Here is a 16100-nt window from a genome sequence, read left to right on the forward strand (position 1 = left end):
AGTGATCTAGGCCTGGTTTTTATTGGCTTTGTGGGTTTCGATTGAGGCAACATAAATGCACAGCACTCTGATTATTCTGGATACAAGTAAATTCAAGGTTTAGTTAATAATTTAAGCTTTCACTTCTATGTAAAAGCCGATCAAAACGGATGACTAAACGCCGACGAGTGAGCGCACAGGTTAATACGCAATCGGCTCGAAAACAATTTTACTCTTCGAAATGAATCGCTTGTGAGTGATTCTAAGATACAGTCATAAATGCCCATTAACATTCGGAAAAACATATGTATTTAGCCCACCATAAACGAGATCAAACAAACATTACAATTATTGACACATTAAAACAATATATGTAATTTTGTATTATTCTCATACACTGGAAAGCGCTATGTCAGATTTTGATCTCTATGCGACTCACACGGTTGAAAACCAGCCTCAGGTACTTTCACCTTATAATCTTTGGTCTGCTGATCGAATGTTGATGCATGCGGTGCAGCAGAACCACAGTGACTTACCTACAAATACATTAACGGACTTTGGCAATATTGCCGGTGACCAGCTCATGAATGCTGGCGAGTTAGCCAATAAAAACAAACCACAATTTCAGCCATTCGATGGCTATGGGCGCAGAATTGACAACGTTGAGTTTCACCCGGCTTATCACGAATTAATGGGCGAGGCGATGGCTGCCCAAGTACATGCTTATTCATGGAAAAACGAATATACATCAGGTTCACATGTGATTAGGGCTGCTTTGCTATTTATGCACAGCCAAGCGGATGCGGGGACTACTTGCCCACTCACCATGACCCATGCAGGTGTGGCTGCCCTGAAAAATGCGCCGGATTTGCCACACTACTGGACAGATAAAGTCATCAGTGGCGAATATGACCCTCGCTCAATACCAGCAAGTCAAAAGCGTGGTATCACCTTGGGCATGGGTATGACAGAAAAACAAGGCGGCTCTGATGTACGGCGTAATACCACTCGCGCAGACATTCAAGCTGACGGAAGCTACCGAATCACTGGGCATAAGTTTTTCTTTTCGGCGCCCATGTGCGATGCCCACCTAATTTTAGCGCAGAGTACAAAAGGCTTAAGTTGCTTTCTGCTACCTCGCATTTTAGAAGACGGCTCGCTAAATCACGTCAGAATTCAGCGTTTAAAGGACAAATTAGGGGATTGGAGCAATGCTTCCTCAGAGGTCGAGTTTCAAGGTGCTACTGCCTATCTAGTAGGGGAAGAAGGCCGAGGCGTGCCCGTTATTATTGATATGGTATCCCTTACTCGCCTTGACTGCATGATTGGCTCAACGTCTTTAATGCGCCAAGCATTAATGCAAGCGCTGCATCACACTCAGCACCGAGAGGCCTTTGGCGCAAAACTTATAGACCAACCATTGATGAAAAACGTACTGGCGGATTTGACCTTAGAAGTCGCCGCCAGTTTAGCCTTAACCATGCGCGTTGCTCGCGCCGTTGATTTGGCTAACACCAATCAACACGAGGCGCACCTTTCACGCATTGCCACTGCCATTGGAAAATATTGGATCTGCAAACGTACTCCCGTCTTTGTAAATGAAGCGCAAGAATGTTTAGGCGGTATTGGCTATGTGGAAGAAAACATTCTGCCGCGTTTATATCGCCAAGCGCCGTTGAACTCGATATGGGAGGGCAGCGCCAATGTACAATGTCTCGATGTGCTTCGGGCGCTACGCAAAGAGCCTGAGGCCATTAATGCGCTGTTTGCTGAGTTGCAAAGGGCCGCGGGCAAAAATAACGCTTATGATTGCCATCTCAAAACCCTTAAAGCAGCCTTCGATGATCAAGACACCCTTGAAATACGCAGTCGTTTAGTGGTGGAACAAATGGCACTTGCACTGCAAGGTGCCTTGCTTTTAACTGCGAATGACAAAGACATGGCTGAGGCATTTTGCTCAGCGCGATTGGACAAACAGCAGGGACTAGCATTCGGTACGCTTCCCGCTAGCGTGCCTTTTGATGAAATCATACAGCGGGGCATTCTCGAAAATTAAACGGTTATATTGGACGACCACATACCGAGAAATGGCGGCGGTTTTCAGCACGACGAGGTCACTTTCCCCAGTTGAAAGTTGCTGAGAGGGCAAACGCCGTCCGCTCATTTCCTAACTACGTTTGTTCTAACTTATCTTTGCCAACCAATGAAGTTCATTCGTTAGCAAATCCTGTTGTCACCCTACCCGCTACCCTGCTAGCATAGCGCCAATTTGTGACAACAGCGCTTGTCCGCACGTTGTTTACACCCATTTATTAAGGAGCGATTTTGAACAAAAGTATCCTAACCAATGTAGTTGCCCTGTTGTTACTTATTCTGGGTTTGGTGTTAGAAAATCTGATTATTACTACTGTCGGTATCTTTGCTTTGTCTGGTGCAATCACCAATTGGCTGGCGATACACATGTTGTTTGAAAAAGTGCCGCTTTTATACGGTTCAGGTGTTATTCCGTCACGTTTTGAAGAGTTTAAAGCAGGAATACGAGAACTGATGATGACGCAGTTTTTCACTGAGCAAAACATTGCACGCTTCCTAAACAGTGATAATCAGCAACTTAAGATTGATTTAGCCCCAGTGTTAGAAAAGGTCGATTTAGAGCCTACGTTTGACTCATTGGTCGAAGTTATTAATGCGTCTTCATTTGGCAGTATGCTAGGTATGTTCGGTGGCGCAGAAGCCCTTACTCCGCTGAAACAGCCCTTTGTGGAGAAAATGAAAACCTCCCTGATTGAAATAAGCCAAGATGAGCGTTTTCTAGAGACGTTAAGCAATCAGTTTGAACAGCCAAATGTGATGCATGACGTGCAACAGAAAATTGAATCGATTGTTGAGCAGCGCTTAGATGAACTTACCCCTAAAATGGTCAAAGATATTATTCAAGCCATGATCAAGAAACATTTAGGTTGGTTGGTTGTATGGGGTGGTGTTTTTGGTGGCCTCATAGGGCTAGTGGGCTTGCTCGCGATGAATCTAGCTGCTTAGAGCACTGAAATATGTATAACCTTCCGTAAAGCTCTAGCCCTGCATATCTTGCGGGCGCTTTATGGAAGGCTTTTTGAACAACTTAAACAACTCCTATTGGGTGCTCTTTATGAAGACACGCTTTAAGGATATTTTTAAACGCTTTTTCTCGAAAGCCCATTTTTCGAAAATACTCATGTTTTCATTTCGCCCTTGCTATTAATGCTCTCTAAGCTGTTCATCAGAGCACATCGACCGCTCCCCCCATTCCATATGGGAGGCAGACACAGACATATCAAACACCTTGCCTCATATTCGTATAGTATTTTACATTAACCCTCAAATGCACTTGCAAACAATTCTCATTTAGATTAAATTGATCCTGCCTGTTTGATACTGAGTTTCACTGGTCCTGGCTTGGTGTCACATTTGTGGCAGATATTTCAAAATGAAATATCTGCCATTTTCTCTTATCTCCTTTCTAAAAAGTGTCAATAGGGCACTAATTACAAATATTTGAGCTGCAAATATTGAAATTTAGTCATCCGAGGAGTACGGTGCAGAGTGTGGTATTTAGTGGCAAATGAATTGCCCATACCTGCCTCAAGAAGCACTTAAACGGATGACATGGAATGAAGTATCTTGCTAGTGGTAAAATGGCTAATGTCGTTTTTTGGTTAACCTTCGTGGTGGGTAGTGCCATCGGACTATTGCTGTTCAATCAAGGGGTATCGTCTTACCGTACCCAAGAGCTGAACCATGCTCAACAGCACTTACAGCAATTTGTCGCCCGATATGATGTGGCCCTGCAACAAACCGTTGAACGCAGTAATAAATTGGCTGATGCGGTACATCTCAATAGCCCCTTAAAAACAGCCCAACTAAGTCAATTTATTCGTTTGGTTTATCCCAAAGCCAATGATGTCGCGGAAATTTACCTGTTTAGCAATAATGCTGCCCTGCCGCGCTTTCACTATTCTCCCAATACCGGACTCAGTCAGCTCGTTGACGAATTAGCTCCCTATATTCAACCTTACCTTAAGGCCGCAGGTAAACTGGGGACAACCCAAATTTCGCCTATCATCAACGCACATAATTCAGCGGTTAAAGCACCAATAATTGTTGTGGTAAATCCTATCGCTGAAGAAGAGACAGCTCAAACAGCAGCAACTTTTTTGATCACCGTTCATCAAGTGGCATCCCTGACAGGTGCGCTGCCTAAAGAAGCGGGTCGTGAAAACTTCGCCTATATTTTGGCCGATCACGAGCAAAACTACTATGTGTTCCCTGATAACAAAATGTTCGACAGTACGCCTAGTATTGATGCAAAACGTACTGACATTCCAGACTTAAATGTACCGCTTAATATACTTGGCAATCAGTGGCAGCTCTGGGTATATCCGCCAACACAACATGTTAAACCGATTGATTTTATTTATTACGTGTATTTGACTTTATCTATCGTCGGTAGCTTTATGGCCGGTTTTTTATTGCGCTATGCATTACAACAACACAGGGGACTTTACCTACATCTCCTGCGACAATCACGGGAAGTAAAACGCGTTACTCATTCCCTAAAAGACACTGAAATAGCGTTAGCAGCCAGTGAAAAAACGGCAGCCTGGGCAGTCAGCGGTCGAACGCAATTCATGAACACATTGAGCCATCAAATCCGCACTCCTGTAAATGGTATTTTAGGTATGACCGATTTGTGCATGCAAACTGAGTTAAGCCTAAAGCAACAAGACTACCTACGTAAAATTACTGCTTCGGCTGAACACCTTAATTCAGTATTGGGGGATTTATCTGATTTCGCGTTGTTGGAATCTGGCGAACTACAACTTGCTGAACAGCCGTTCTCATTGCATGAAATTGTAGATAGTTTGTACGCCATGTTGTCTAAAGAGGCACAAGATAAAGGGTTAGTGTTTAATATTACGTTGCCCCACACCGTGCACTGCGATCTCATTGGAGATCGCAGACGATTAAGCGAAATTATGCTGAATCTATGCGCTAATGCTATTGAGCAAACTAGCAGTGGCCATATTCATTTAGTCATCAGCACAGACAACCAACAAACAGACCAAGACTCACTCACACATGAGAGTGACTATACGTTAAACATCATGGTTACTGATACAGGGGCTGGCATTAGTCAAGAAGATATCAACCAACTCTTTAGCCAGGGTCAACCGTTAAAGCAGAATCACAATGCTGGTGGCAGACTAGGCTTAACCATAAGCCAACAATTGTGCCAGTTGATGGGCGGTGAAATTGTTGTATCGAGTCAGCTTGGCATCGGCAGCTGTTTTACTGCCAGCGTTAAGTTGAAACTCAATAACCTGATCATTACCTCACCAGAAGAAGTCATGCAGCTATCGACGCCGCAACGCATCGTCGTCATCGATGACAACCCTATTTCTTTAACCATGTTAGAACATGCACTCACTACGATGGGCGCCGAAGTAGCGACCTTTCAATTTGCCAGTGATGCGCTTGAGGCCTTAATAGAGAATGAGCAACCTGACATTATTTTACTTGATTGGGTGATGCCACAAATAGGCGGCTTAGCATTTCTATCTCGATTACAACAATCAAAAGTACAGATCACCAGCCGAATACTGGTCTTAACCGCCTACGATGCAAAAAGTATTTCGCGCATGACGCAGCAATTTGCAGTTGAGCGTATTTTGAGTAAACCCTGTCGTAATGAAGAGCTGTTTCACATCATTGAAAAGACGGAAATGATAGCGAGCGATGAAGACGAGAGCCCATTAGATGGATTAACCGTGCTAGTCGCCGAAGACAATATGATTAACCAAGAGATCATTAGTGAACTTCTGCAACAGGAAGGGGCTGAAGTGCTTCTTTCGAACGATGGTCAACACTGCATAGATGAGCTCAAACGCGCAGAAAAAGTGGATATTGTATTGATGGATATCAACATGCCCGTCATGAACGGCCTTGCTGCGTTAAAAGTGATCCGCGGGGAATTAGGCATGGCCGATTTACCGATTGTTGCTCTTACGGCCAATATATTCGAGCAAGATAAACAACAGTACATACATGCTGGAATGAACGAACATCTAGGTAAGCCTTACGACCGAGACCAAATTGTTCAGTGTATCTTGCGCCTCACTCAAAAAGCATAGTTAATTTATTGAACCGACTATTATTCTAATCCACGTTAATAAGTGAGCACTTATTAACGTGGATCCGTACTAGATTAAATGGTCGGTTTTTTTAGCAATGTCAATAAAGGTGTTCTGGTATTCAGGACGAGTTTCACCGGCCCTAAACCCTAAGTGAATATTTTTAAAAATTCCTTTTTTACCCAATCTAACAGGCACAATGGGTAAATCTTTTTGATGCTGTTCCACCAGCCATTTGGGTAGTGCCGAAACCCCTCGCCCTGCACTGACCATTTGCAACATAATTTCTGTTGTTTCAATGGTTCTATGTCGCTTAACGCTAGCGCCTGCTGGGGTCAGAAATTGGCTAAATATGTCCAAACGACTTGCCTCTACTGGGTAGGTAATTAGCACGTCATCACTAAGATCCTGTGGCTGCACCCACGACTGCCCCGCAACAGGGTGAGATTCAGGCACAACTAATACGTGCTCGTATTCAAATACCGGTAAGTACTCTAAACCTTTTTGAAATAATGGGTCTGGGGTGACCAGCATATCAATATCGTAACCCAGCAACGCCCCTAACCCACCGAATTGAAACGCTTGGCGTACATCAACGTCCACGTCAGGATATTGCTGCAAAAATGGGGAGACGACTTTCAATAACCACTGATAACAAGGGTGGCATTCCATACCGATGCGCAGTGCGCCGCGTTGACCTTGAGCAATCTGCTGGATCACTTGTTCACTGTGTTCAAATTGCGGTAACACTCGATTGGCTAAATTGAGTAACCCTTGCCCTGCTTGAGTTAAGCGCAAGCGACGACCGTCTTTTTGCCACACAGGCGCACCTAAGTGGCCTTCTAGCTTTTTAATACCGTGACTCAAAGCAGATTGCGTCAAATGCAGGGCATTGGCGGCTTCGGTTAACGTGCCATGTTTGTCAACAGCGTGGATAATGGCTAAATGATGGCGCTCCAGCATAAGGGTAAAACCTATGAGTAAAATTCATCTAATACTAGAAATATACCACTAATTTTACTTGAGCCGGTCTAACTTTGGTGAACAAATGTTAGATACCTAAAGCCAGTACTCATGACTAGAATAACCTTTACGTTCGTGCTGATTTCTTCAAACCTAACGCCCGCCTGCCTCTTGCTTTAATCACTCGCCAAGGCGTTTGCGGCCCCCTAGGTAGACTGGCCTGTAAATGCTGGTAATCAGCATCGTTCAATTGCACTTCACCGCCGTGAGCGAGCAAAATAGATTTTGGCCGCATTGCCATGAGCCGATCAATTGAGTTGCCGTACACTTCAGGGAAAAACACTGGAAAAGGCGGAATAAAACGACTCTTCACTTTAACCACCAAATCAGCCACGTACATGCGCTGACTTGGCATATGCATAACTGATAAATCACGGTCTGTATGCCCTGGAGTTTCATACACACACCATTCATCAAAGCCCGGTATCGTCTGCTTATCAATAAGTTTGATGTCTGGTTTAAGCGTTTTGGCGTACCACATACTTCTGCGTTCACGCCCCATTCGGTTGGCGACCCAACGTGCAAGCATTAAATCGGTGACGAACATAAGCCAACCTGTTATGCCTTTGTACCAAGAGTGCTCAACGTCACTAGAGATGATTGTGCAACCAACCAGTTTTCTTAACGCGTGCGCTGCACCAGCGTGATCCGGATGCATATGAGTAACCACTACCGCTTTTAAATCACTAAAAGGACGGTTCAATTCTTCAGTAATAAAATCTCGTAGGGTGTCGACGTCGGCACGGGTACAGCCGTCCAGCAACATAAGTCGGTCTGGGTATTCGACTAAATATATTGACTGAATATAACCCTGTAAATGATGTAACTTCATAACTCTAACTGCTCTTTTAGCTTTATATTGCGCGGTAACTAGCATACTGGTCATGCCAGTAAAATCGAACTTTTTGTTGTAAATAGTTAAGTCAAATAAAAAGATATAAACTCAGTTTCACAAGGGCTGCATAGAGTGTACGACCCACTTCCGACTGCGCATATCAGAGAATATTTCATCCCCAGTGTAGAATCTTCAGCCATTTTACTGTGCTACCCTTCTCCTCTTTGTACAATATGTACGTTTATCATGACGTTTATCCTCGTCTGTTCTAGGGAAGCTACCTTGCATCAATCTCAAAGACCTACAACGCTGCACGTAGTCGTCGGCTCTAAAAATCCAGTGAAAGTCAACGCCGCAAAAAACGCTATCAGTATGCTTTACCCTGAACATGAAATAACGTGCGAAGGCGTGCATGCCCCCTCTGGCGTAGCTGAACAGCCCATGACCAGTGAAGAAACTCGCATAGGTGCTATTAATCGGGTCAATTATTGTCAAGCCAATGCAAAAGCAGATTTTTATGTGGCGATGGAAGGCGGCGTCGATAAATTCGAATACGGCCCAGCTACGTTTGCTTATATCGTTATCGCTAACCACCAGCGCAAGTCTATTGGCCGGGGCGCGATTATGCCTATTCCTGAATCTGTTTATCAAGCCTTAGCCAGTGGTGAAGAACTAGGCCCATTAATGGATAAGCTATTTAACACCACAAACGTGAAACAAAAAGGTGGGGCGATAGGGTTGCTGACCAACGGAAATGCCACCCGAGAAGGCAATTATACTCATGCAATGGTGTTGGCAATGGCGCCATTTTTACACCCTGAACTGTATCCTGTTAAAAATTGATAACAGCTATGGGCAATAGCGTGTCTTGGCAAATAATAGACAACTTGTTTCTTTAAAAAAGCAAAGACACCCGCACACCCAGATGCTCACCCGTTTCTAAAGTGCGGTTTTCTATCTGAATATCACCACCGTGAAATTGTGCGATGGCTTTGGCAATAAATAGCCCCAACCCAAGGTGCGGCTGAGATGTAGCCTGCTCAGGGCGTACCGATACCATGGAATCAAATAGCTTACCCTCCATATCATTCGGTAACGATGGGCCGTCATTTTCTATAGTAAGTAAATGCTTACTTGCATGTTGTCTGAGCTTAATAGCAACAAGGGAATTCTCAGGACTAAACTCAAGTGCGTTGGCGATGATCTTATCCAGCATTTGGCCAAATAAATCACCTGAGCCGAGCAGCAGCACATCCCCCGCCTCGTTTGCATAGGCAAACTTATGACTAGCGTAGGTCATTCGATAACCTTCAACATAGCCGCTGAGCAAGGCGTTTACAGCAAACTCTTCTCGCTCGTCACTTTGTACTGCCTGCTCCAATCTGGTTGCTTCACTCATGTTATTCAAAATAGTGCTGAGGCGTTTAATCCCAAGTTGCGCCCGTTCGATGTACTGGGCGTCTTCATCTGTCTGTTGACTCAGTTGCAGGTTTTCCAAGGACGATTTCACTATTGCCACAGGGGTGCGCAACTCATGGGATAAACGGGCTGACATATTTTGCAAATAAGCGTTGTACTGCCCAAGTTTGCCCAGCACGATATTAAACGTATTTGCCAAATCACCGATTTCATCTCCCGCGGTGGCACTGGGAATTGTGCCAATGATTTTACCGTGCTGGTCAATCGCCGCTTCTGTTTGATTTCTAAGCTTACGGATGCGAAACGACATCCTAGAGGCGAATAAAAAAAGCGCCAAGGTCCCTAACCCCATCACGGCTAATATCACATGAAATAGTTTTTCGAGAGCGAGGTTTCTTAGCGTGCGAATACCGTTGGTGGTTTGCTCAACGACCACAGCCCCCATCACATTCTCATCTATGAAAATGGGGTGCGCCGCCGACAGAATAACCGCTTTGTTATCTGGGCTTAAGCGCCATAAAGAGGCCGGTGCCCCCATTAGCGCTTGATTAATATCTTGTCCTTGCAACGCATACGCATCTTGTAGGTCATCAATAAAATCCGCTGGGGGCTTGGTCAGAATTTGATAGTACAGGGGTAATAACCATTTCTGCTCTATGCTTTGCCACCAGCTAGCTTGCTGATCCTTGTTTGATGAATAAGCGCTGCTGCTTAAACCAACCGATTTATGAATATTGCCAGAGCGAGCCAGTACCCGTTTGTGTTTATCAATGACCCATACCCTTGCGTTTGAGTATTTTAACCCTTTGAGAATGTTCTCTATCTCCGGCGATGGCACCAATACCGTGCCAAGGGTATCGCTCTTGTTCGGGTTGGCGGTACCTATGCGATAGCGTATTTCCCGAGTTTGTGGGTCGTCAACATCCGTAATGGCAAAGGCGATCTTGCTGCTCATCATGGCCAAAGGGAATCGCAGTTCTATGTTGTAGCCCTTAGCAGTGTTTAACCATCGGCCTTGAATTTGCGTTTCAAGTGAAACAGGGCGCATAGAGTCCACAGATTCAGATAGCAAATACGCGTTAACCCAGCCTGCCTCTTGCGGTGCCACAACATAGCGTTTAAAGCTACCGTCAGGGCCGGTCATGGCTATTTGCAGATAGTCATTGCGGTCCACCCGCAGACTGTTTTTAGCCCTTAGCAATACCCTCTCATCGGTGACTTCGAACATGGCGTATAGGTACTCACCAAATTGCCCCACCATATGCCGGAAATGCAAACTGCTGGGCTGATAATCGTCGCTGTCATTAAGGTAATCAAGTAGATGCGCTCGCCCATACTCAAGGCTTAAATGCTGATAATCCAACCAATCATCTAGCTTGCCATCTAAGCGGATTGGGTCGTAAATTTTATGGGCGTATAAGTCAGTCCCAGGTTTTACATCGGTCAGGTAAGCGCTTTGGGTATCAAATAAAGCGGGCCGCTCATGCAAGGCGGTCGCAACTGCACGCGCAGTACCAACCATGGTTTGCTCTTGCCCAATACGTAGATAGCTTTCTAGCTCCCACACGTATTGATACCCAAGCCAAGGAATGGCAAACAAAAATATCGACAAAGCGAGTAATTTTAAGCGTATACCAAAGCGAAATCGAAACCGTCCCTTGTTGTAAACATGATTCACTTTGCGACTTTTAGCTAGACTGGTAGAGCGACTCATCAAGGTTAATGGCTCATGCCATTTTTCCAGCGATAACCCATGCCATAAACCGTTTCGATACGATCAAACTGGCTGTCGACTTGCTGGAATTTCTTGCGAATACGTTTGATGTGCGACGTAATAGTACTGTCGTCTACCACCATTTTTGACTCATCCATCAACTGCTGGCGGCTTTTAACATGCCCTGCATACTTGGCAATGGCGTGTAGCATCCAAAATTCAGTCACTGTTAGCTCAATGCCTTGTGTTTGCCAACTGACGGTCATGCGCTTGCTGTCGATACTTAATTCACCAGTCTGTATTACGTCCTCTGACAATTGGGGTTGATTCAACAGCGCCACACGGCGAAACAAGGCAGCGATGCGCGCCAACAAATGAGGCAAACTAATGTCTTTTGTTAGGTAGTCGTCTGCCCCCATGCGCAAACCGCAAATGGTGTCGTAATCGTTATCTCTGGCAGTGAAGAAAATGATCGGCAAGGTTTTGGATAAACTGCGTAATTGCTGGCAAACCATAAAGCCGCCATCGATCTCGTCCTGTAATCCAATATCAATGATCGCCAAGTCAGGCAGGCGCTGAGCAAAACCTTGCTCAGCCTGCCGGCGATTGGCGTAACAGATAACCTCGTATCCTTGTTTTTTGAGGGCTGCGGTATAGTTTTCTCGAATAGCGAGATCGTCTTCCACTAGCGCAATACGTTGAGACATAACCACACTCATATTATTCAGTGACGCACTTTACTCGGCGACTGCACTTTAATAGGTCGCCGCTTTATTTGGTGACGTCACTATATCCTAAAAATCAGACATTTTGCTGACATCAGTAAATTTCCATTTTTTCGCCACAATTGCCCCAAAGATTGCCATTTTTCACCCATTAAATCGCCGCAAATTCGCTGTGTAATAGTGCAATCAAAAACGCCAACCTTCAAAAAAAGTAAAGGAACTATCATGAAATATAGCGCAATTGCACTTACCCTCGCACTGCTCATCAACCACGCTGTTGCCCCACTAACTTACGCGCAAACAACGCCACATGCCCAAACCACGAAGGAGAAATCTGCCCAGTCAAACACCCAGAATGATCTCGTTGGCTTTGGCTCAGGCGCATTATTAGGCACTGCAGTCGGTGGGCCAGTAGGCGGCGTGATTGGCGGTATAATGGGCCTGTTTATTTCAAATGATATAAACAACGACAATGCATTAGCCCAAGCTCAGTCTGGACTGAGGCAAAAAGAGCAGCAGTTGGTTGCCTTACGCCTGGCTCAGCAGCGTATGTATCAGCAAGAAAAGCCCGACAATCACACCGCACTCACCGCGAGCTTAGAGAGCCATAACGTTACAGCGCATCACGGCACAGAGCAGCAAAGCACAGAACAAACGACTGAGTCGTACTCTATAACGCCAATTGAAACGAACATTCAATTTCGCACCGGCTCTCATGCTGTTGAATCCCATTATCACAGGCAGTTAGATTTAATTGCTGCGCTTGTGCGTCAGTCCCCCGATCTACAAATAACCTTAGCGGGCTACGCCGACGAGCGCGGCAGTTCTCATTATAACCAAGCGCTTTCTCAGCAAAGGGCTATCAGCGTTAAACGTTACTTAACAAAGCAGCACGTGCCTGGCGCGCAATTGCACACTGAGTCTTTTGGCGAGTCCGCCGTGGCGAGTGATAAAAGCGAGCCAGAGAGTTGGTTTTTCGCCCGTAAGGTCACGTTATCTATCCAGCCCGCGTCTCATTCATCGCTTATGGCTGCTTCGCCACGTAAATAGACCTAAACCGGAGAACAGGAATGTCCCTATTACTTAAATTCAGCGGGCTGCTGTTGATTGTTAGCACCATAGGCGTGTTGCACAGCGCCGCTTCTCAATACCTTATTCAGCCCGACGTTGAGGAAAGCAAAATGCAAAACGAACAACATAAGGCCAGTTTTAATGGCCGTATTAGTCGCCCACAAACCCGGGACGACAGTGCTCCCATCGTGTATGTCGACTCTATTAATGACGTCGCCCAAGGCAGTCTATTTTACTTACGTGACGCTTCAGAAGCACGCTCGCGCGCGAACGTAAATGAAAGCAAAATGAGCGATCCCCCTAGTGCAAACAACAATGATGATCCCAGTCAACTTCATCAAAAACGCCGTTATCAGCTTAGTCCGCTGTTAAGTACCGATGTAAAAATCGACATCACAGGCATGATAGCCAGAACCAAGGTTACTCAGCGTTTTCATAACCCTAGTCAAGATTGGGTAAATGGAATTTACGCCTTTCCTTTACCTGAAAATGCCGCCGTCGATCATCTCGATATGCACATAGGTGAGCGGAGAATCAAAGGCAAAATCATGCCCAAAGCACAAGCCAAGGCGCATTTCGAGCAAGCTAAAACTCAAGGTAGAAAAGCCAGCTTAATTGAACAACATCGCCCCAACCTTTTCACTAATACTATTGCCAACATTGGCCCAAATGAATCCGTCAGCATCACGATTGAATATCAACAGGTGGTTGGGTTTGACGAACAAACATTCAATTTGCGCTTTCCCATGACAATAACACCGCGTTACTCACCCAATAATGCGACTAACAAGAGTACAGTCGCCACGGTCAATACTCAGGGATGGGGGCAAAGCGTGACAGCAATAAGCCAGCAAGTAAAAACAGCTGATGAGCCGGCCAACCCGATTCGCATCAGCGTTGAGCTAGACAGTGGCTTTGCACTGACCGCTGACGACATTACTAGCGAACATCACCCTATCAACATCAGCCAACAAGGAGAGAAAAACAGTGGCTATCACATTGAATTGGCTCAAGAGCATATCGCCAACCAAGACTTCGCTCTAACGTGGCAACCCGCCTCAAGCGATGCTCCCAGTGCAGCACACTTTAGCGAAACCCAAGGCAAGTATCGTTATGGGCTAGTGATGCTTACTCCACCTGTGCAAGATGCATATCATTCCACTGGCGGAGCCGTCGCCCAACAGATGCCCTCAAGAGAAGTGGTGTTCTTACTCGATACCTCAGGCTCTATGGCGGGGGAATCGATTGTGCAAGCTAAGCGCGCTGTAGACTTTGCCTTAACGCAGCTGCGCCCAGAAGATAACGTCAATATTATTCAATTTAATGACGCCCCCCAAGCGTTATGGAAACGTGCCATGCCCGCTACAGCCAAACATATTCAGCGCGCACGAAATTGGGTGGCCAGCTTACACGCAGATGGCGGCACTGAAATGGCCCCCGCGCTAACATTAGCGTTAAACAAACCTTCACTCCATAGGGATGATAGCGATTTACTTGGCTCCCACAAGCTTCGCCAAGTGGTCTTTATCACCGATGGCAGTGTGAGCAATGAAGATGCCTTAATGAGCCTGATTGAAAGTAAGTTGGCGGACAACCGATTGTTTACTATCGGCATTGGTTCGGCGCCCAACAGTTATTTTATGACCCAGGCCGCACAAGCTGGCCGGGGCACCTTTACCTACATTGGCGACATTCAACAGGTACAACACAAGATGACGGCATTGTTTAACAAACTGACTCGCCCTGTGATGCAAGATATACATATTGAATTTGCCCGAGAGACCGAGTTTTACCCCAGTGTTATTCCTGACTTATATGCCGCCCAACCTTTGGTTATTCATTACCGAGTGCCGGTGACACACCTTGAAAATGGCATGCAACTGCAACAACCCGACAATGCACTCAAGGTGACGGGTTGGCAGTCAGCACGAGCAGTATCAAGCAAACCTTGGTCAATCCGCATGCCCCTGAGCCCCACAACCAAACGCGCCGGCTTAGGCGTTGCTTGGGCGAGAGAGAAAATCACACAACTCAGTCATACCTTGCGCCGAGAACGCGACAGCGAAATGCGCCCAATGATGCGTAAAAAATGGCAAGACGGCATTACAAATATTGCCCTTGAGCATCATATTGTAAGCCAGTTCACTAGCCTTATTGCCGTGGATGAAAAGCCGCCTACCCCCCAGGACGTTAAACCAGAGCACGAGAACAGCAAAAACACACCCATTAACCACAACGCGCCTGTTGGGTTTGCTATGGCGAGGTCACAAATGACTGGGTTACAAAGGGTTGGCCAATTGCCGCAAACGGCCACCAATGCACCGCTGCATATCACCTTAGGGCTGCTACTTTTGGGAATTGCATTGTGCGCGCGCCAAAAACGGTTGTCATGATTTCAGGCGCTGAACTAGGCACGAACGTGCGCGATAACGAGGCAAAGTGGGCTGTGTGGTTTAGCCGAGATAGTGTAAAAAGTGCTCTGTTAGGCCCGATCTGGCTCACATGCTTAGTTGGCGGCGGGCTATTGGTTTCAAACGGTGCGTACGTGTGGGCGAAGGCACAATTTGCGCAAGTGCTTATCGCCAGCGCTTGGAAACATAGCGTTCATGCCGCTGAAGCTAACATCCCTTCCCATAGCGCTAATCAAACACTCGAAGCGCAAGCCATAAAAACTAAACCTTGGCCATGGGCTGATACCTATCCTGTGGCCAAACTAACGTTACCGAGTAAGTCATTAGGCTCGTTATCGGGAGAGCCCTTATACGTTTTAGCAGGGGCATCAGGGCGTACAATGGCATTTGGGCCTGGGCATATGAGTGCGACTCCACTCCCATTTGAGGGCGGCAATAGTGTCATCACGGGTCACAGAGATACTCACTTCGCCGCCCTGCAATACCTGAACAAGGGAGATTCCATAGACGTGCAAACTCTCGAGGCGCAAGGGCAGTACCGTGTCACATCGACCTTCATTGTGCATCAAAGCCAAACTCACATCATCGAGTCACAAGGTGTAGACCAACTCACATTAATCACCTGCTACCCGTTTAACGCAATGATACCCAACCCGACGATGCGCTATGTGGTCAGTGCCGAACGCGTGCGATAACCAGCGATTGCCGTTCGGTTGTTTTAGGCGGCAAAAGCCTTCCTAAGAACGCCCTATC

Annotated in this window: 11 protein-coding genes; 7 read left to right on the top strand and 4 right to left on the bottom strand. The window is 46.1% G+C overall.

The genetic code is table 11. The annotated features are described in order from the left end of the window. The first annotated feature begins 388 nt into the window (after positions 1-388). The 3 genes from AC0VYA_RS19810 to AC0VYA_RS19820 all read left to right on the top strand — a co-directional run bounded on the left by AC0VYA_RS19810 (position 389) and on the right by AC0VYA_RS19820 (position 6149). The gene (locus tag AC0VYA_RS19810; RefSeq protein WP_475489412.1) at positions 389-2035 is read left to right on the top strand and encodes an isovaleryl-CoA dehydrogenase; all 1647 of its coding nucleotides are present in this window, start codon (positions 389-391) and stop codon (positions 2033-2035) included. A gap of 269 nt (positions 2036-2304) precedes the next feature. Beyond that, complete coding sequence (locus AC0VYA_RS19815; RefSeq protein WP_475489413.1) at positions 2305-3018, top strand: DUF445 family protein; 714 nt, start codon at positions 2305-2307, stop codon at positions 3016-3018. A 611-nt stretch (positions 3019-3629) separates the two neighbouring features. Beyond that, complete coding sequence (locus AC0VYA_RS19820; RefSeq protein WP_475489414.1) at positions 3630-6149, top strand: response regulator; 2520 nt, start codon at positions 3630-3632, stop codon at positions 6147-6149. Between the two features lie 69 nt (positions 6150-6218). On the opposite strand, the gene AC0VYA_RS19825 is transcribed toward AC0VYA_RS19820, so the two are convergent. Together AC0VYA_RS19825 and AC0VYA_RS19830 are read right to left on the bottom strand one after the other, a co-directional pair. Then, the gene (locus tag AC0VYA_RS19825) at positions 6219-7112 is read right to left on the bottom strand and encodes a LysR family transcriptional regulator (RefSeq protein ID WP_011576623.1); all 894 of its coding nucleotides are present in this window, start codon (positions 7110-7112) and stop codon (positions 6219-6221) included. 127 nt (positions 7113-7239) lie between these two features. Next, complete coding sequence (locus tag AC0VYA_RS19830; RefSeq protein WP_475489415.1) at positions 7240-8004, bottom strand: MBL fold metallo-hydrolase; 765 nt, start codon at positions 8002-8004, stop codon at positions 7240-7242. Positions 8005-8253: 249 nt separating this feature from the next. Here AC0VYA_RS19830 and yjjX point away from each other — a divergent pair, with 249 nt between their 5' ends. Beyond that, entirely contained in the window at positions 8254-8850 is a 597-nt protein-coding gene (gene yjjX, locus AC0VYA_RS19835) for an inosine/xanthosine triphosphatase (protein ID WP_475489416.1), read from the top strand. A 52-nt stretch (positions 8851-8902) separates the two neighbouring features. Here yjjX and pdsS read toward each other — a convergent pair whose 3' ends face one another. Both pdsS and pdsR read right to left on the bottom strand, forming a co-directional pair. Further along, positions 8903-11140 (bottom strand): proteobacterial dedicated sortase system histidine kinase, encoded by a 2238-nt coding sequence (gene pdsS / locus AC0VYA_RS19840; protein WP_475489417.1) that lies wholly within the window; start codon positions 11138-11140, stop codon positions 8903-8905. 5 nt (positions 11141-11145) lie between these two features. Further along, the gene (gene pdsR, locus AC0VYA_RS19845) at positions 11146-11847 is read right to left on the bottom strand and encodes a proteobacterial dedicated sortase system response regulator (RefSeq protein ID WP_473476539.1); all 702 of its coding nucleotides are present in this window, start codon (positions 11845-11847) and stop codon (positions 11146-11148) included. A gap of 243 nt (positions 11848-12090) precedes the next feature. On the opposite strand from pdsR, the gene pdsO reads away from it, so the two are divergent. The 3 genes from pdsO to AC0VYA_RS19860 are packed head-to-tail and all read left to right on the top strand — an operon-like array spanning position 12091 to position 16042. Beyond that, positions 12091-12915, top strand: a complete 825-nt coding sequence (gene pdsO, locus AC0VYA_RS19850; RefSeq protein ID WP_475489418.1) for a sortase-associated OmpA-like protein PdsO — start codon at positions 12091-12093, stop codon at positions 12913-12915. Between the two features lie 20 nt (positions 12916-12935). Beyond that, complete coding sequence (locus AC0VYA_RS19855; RefSeq protein WP_475489419.1) at positions 12936-15329, top strand: marine proteobacterial sortase target protein; 2394 nt, start codon at positions 12936-12938, stop codon at positions 15327-15329. Further along, positions 15326-16042, top strand: a complete 717-nt coding sequence (locus AC0VYA_RS19860) for a class GN sortase (RefSeq protein WP_475491101.1) — start codon at positions 15326-15328, stop codon at positions 16040-16042. The genes AC0VYA_RS19855 and AC0VYA_RS19860 overlap by 4 nt, the downstream gene beginning before the upstream one ends. The last annotated feature ends 58 nt before the right edge of the window (positions 16043-16100 follow it).

The sequence above is a fragment of the Paraglaciecola sp. QJM3NY_14 genome (assembly GCF_056173245.1).

What these genes read in the sequence shown, in the direction of transcription:
- pdsO (WP_475489418.1), top strand. Translation starts at nt 12,091, where the DNA reads ATGAAATATAGCGCAATTGCACTTACCCTCGCACTGCTCATCAACCAC.
- AC0VYA_RS19830 (WP_475489415.1), bottom strand. Translation starts at nt 8,004, where the DNA reads ATGAAGTTACATCATTTACAGGGTTATATTCAGTCAATATATTTAGTC.
- AC0VYA_RS19855 (WP_475489419.1), top strand. Translation starts at nt 12,936, where the DNA reads ATGTCCCTATTACTTAAATTCAGCGGGCTGCTGTTGATTGTTAGCACC.
- AC0VYA_RS19810 (WP_475489412.1), top strand. Translation starts at nt 389, where the DNA reads ATGTCAGATTTTGATCTCTATGCGACTCACACGGTTGAAAACCAGCCT.
- pdsR (WP_473476539.1), bottom strand. Translation starts at nt 11,847, where the DNA reads ATGTCTCAACGTATTGCGCTAGTGGAAGACGATCTCGCTATTCGAGAA.
- AC0VYA_RS19860 (WP_475491101.1), top strand. Translation starts at nt 15,326, where the DNA reads ATGATTTCAGGCGCTGAACTAGGCACGAACGTGCGCGATAACGAGGCA.
- yjjX (WP_475489416.1), top strand. Translation starts at nt 8,254, where the DNA reads ATGACGTTTATCCTCGTCTGTTCTAGGGAAGCTACCTTGCATCAATCT.
- AC0VYA_RS19825 (WP_011576623.1), bottom strand. Translation starts at nt 7,112, where the DNA reads ATGCTGGAGCGCCATCATTTAGCCATTATCCACGCTGTTGACAAACAT.
- AC0VYA_RS19820 (WP_475489414.1), top strand. Translation starts at nt 3,630, where the DNA reads ATGAAGTATCTTGCTAGTGGTAAAATGGCTAATGTCGTTTTTTGGTTA.
- pdsS (WP_475489417.1), bottom strand. Translation starts at nt 11,140, where the DNA reads ATGAGTCGCTCTACCAGTCTAGCTAAAAGTCGCAAAGTGAATCATGTT.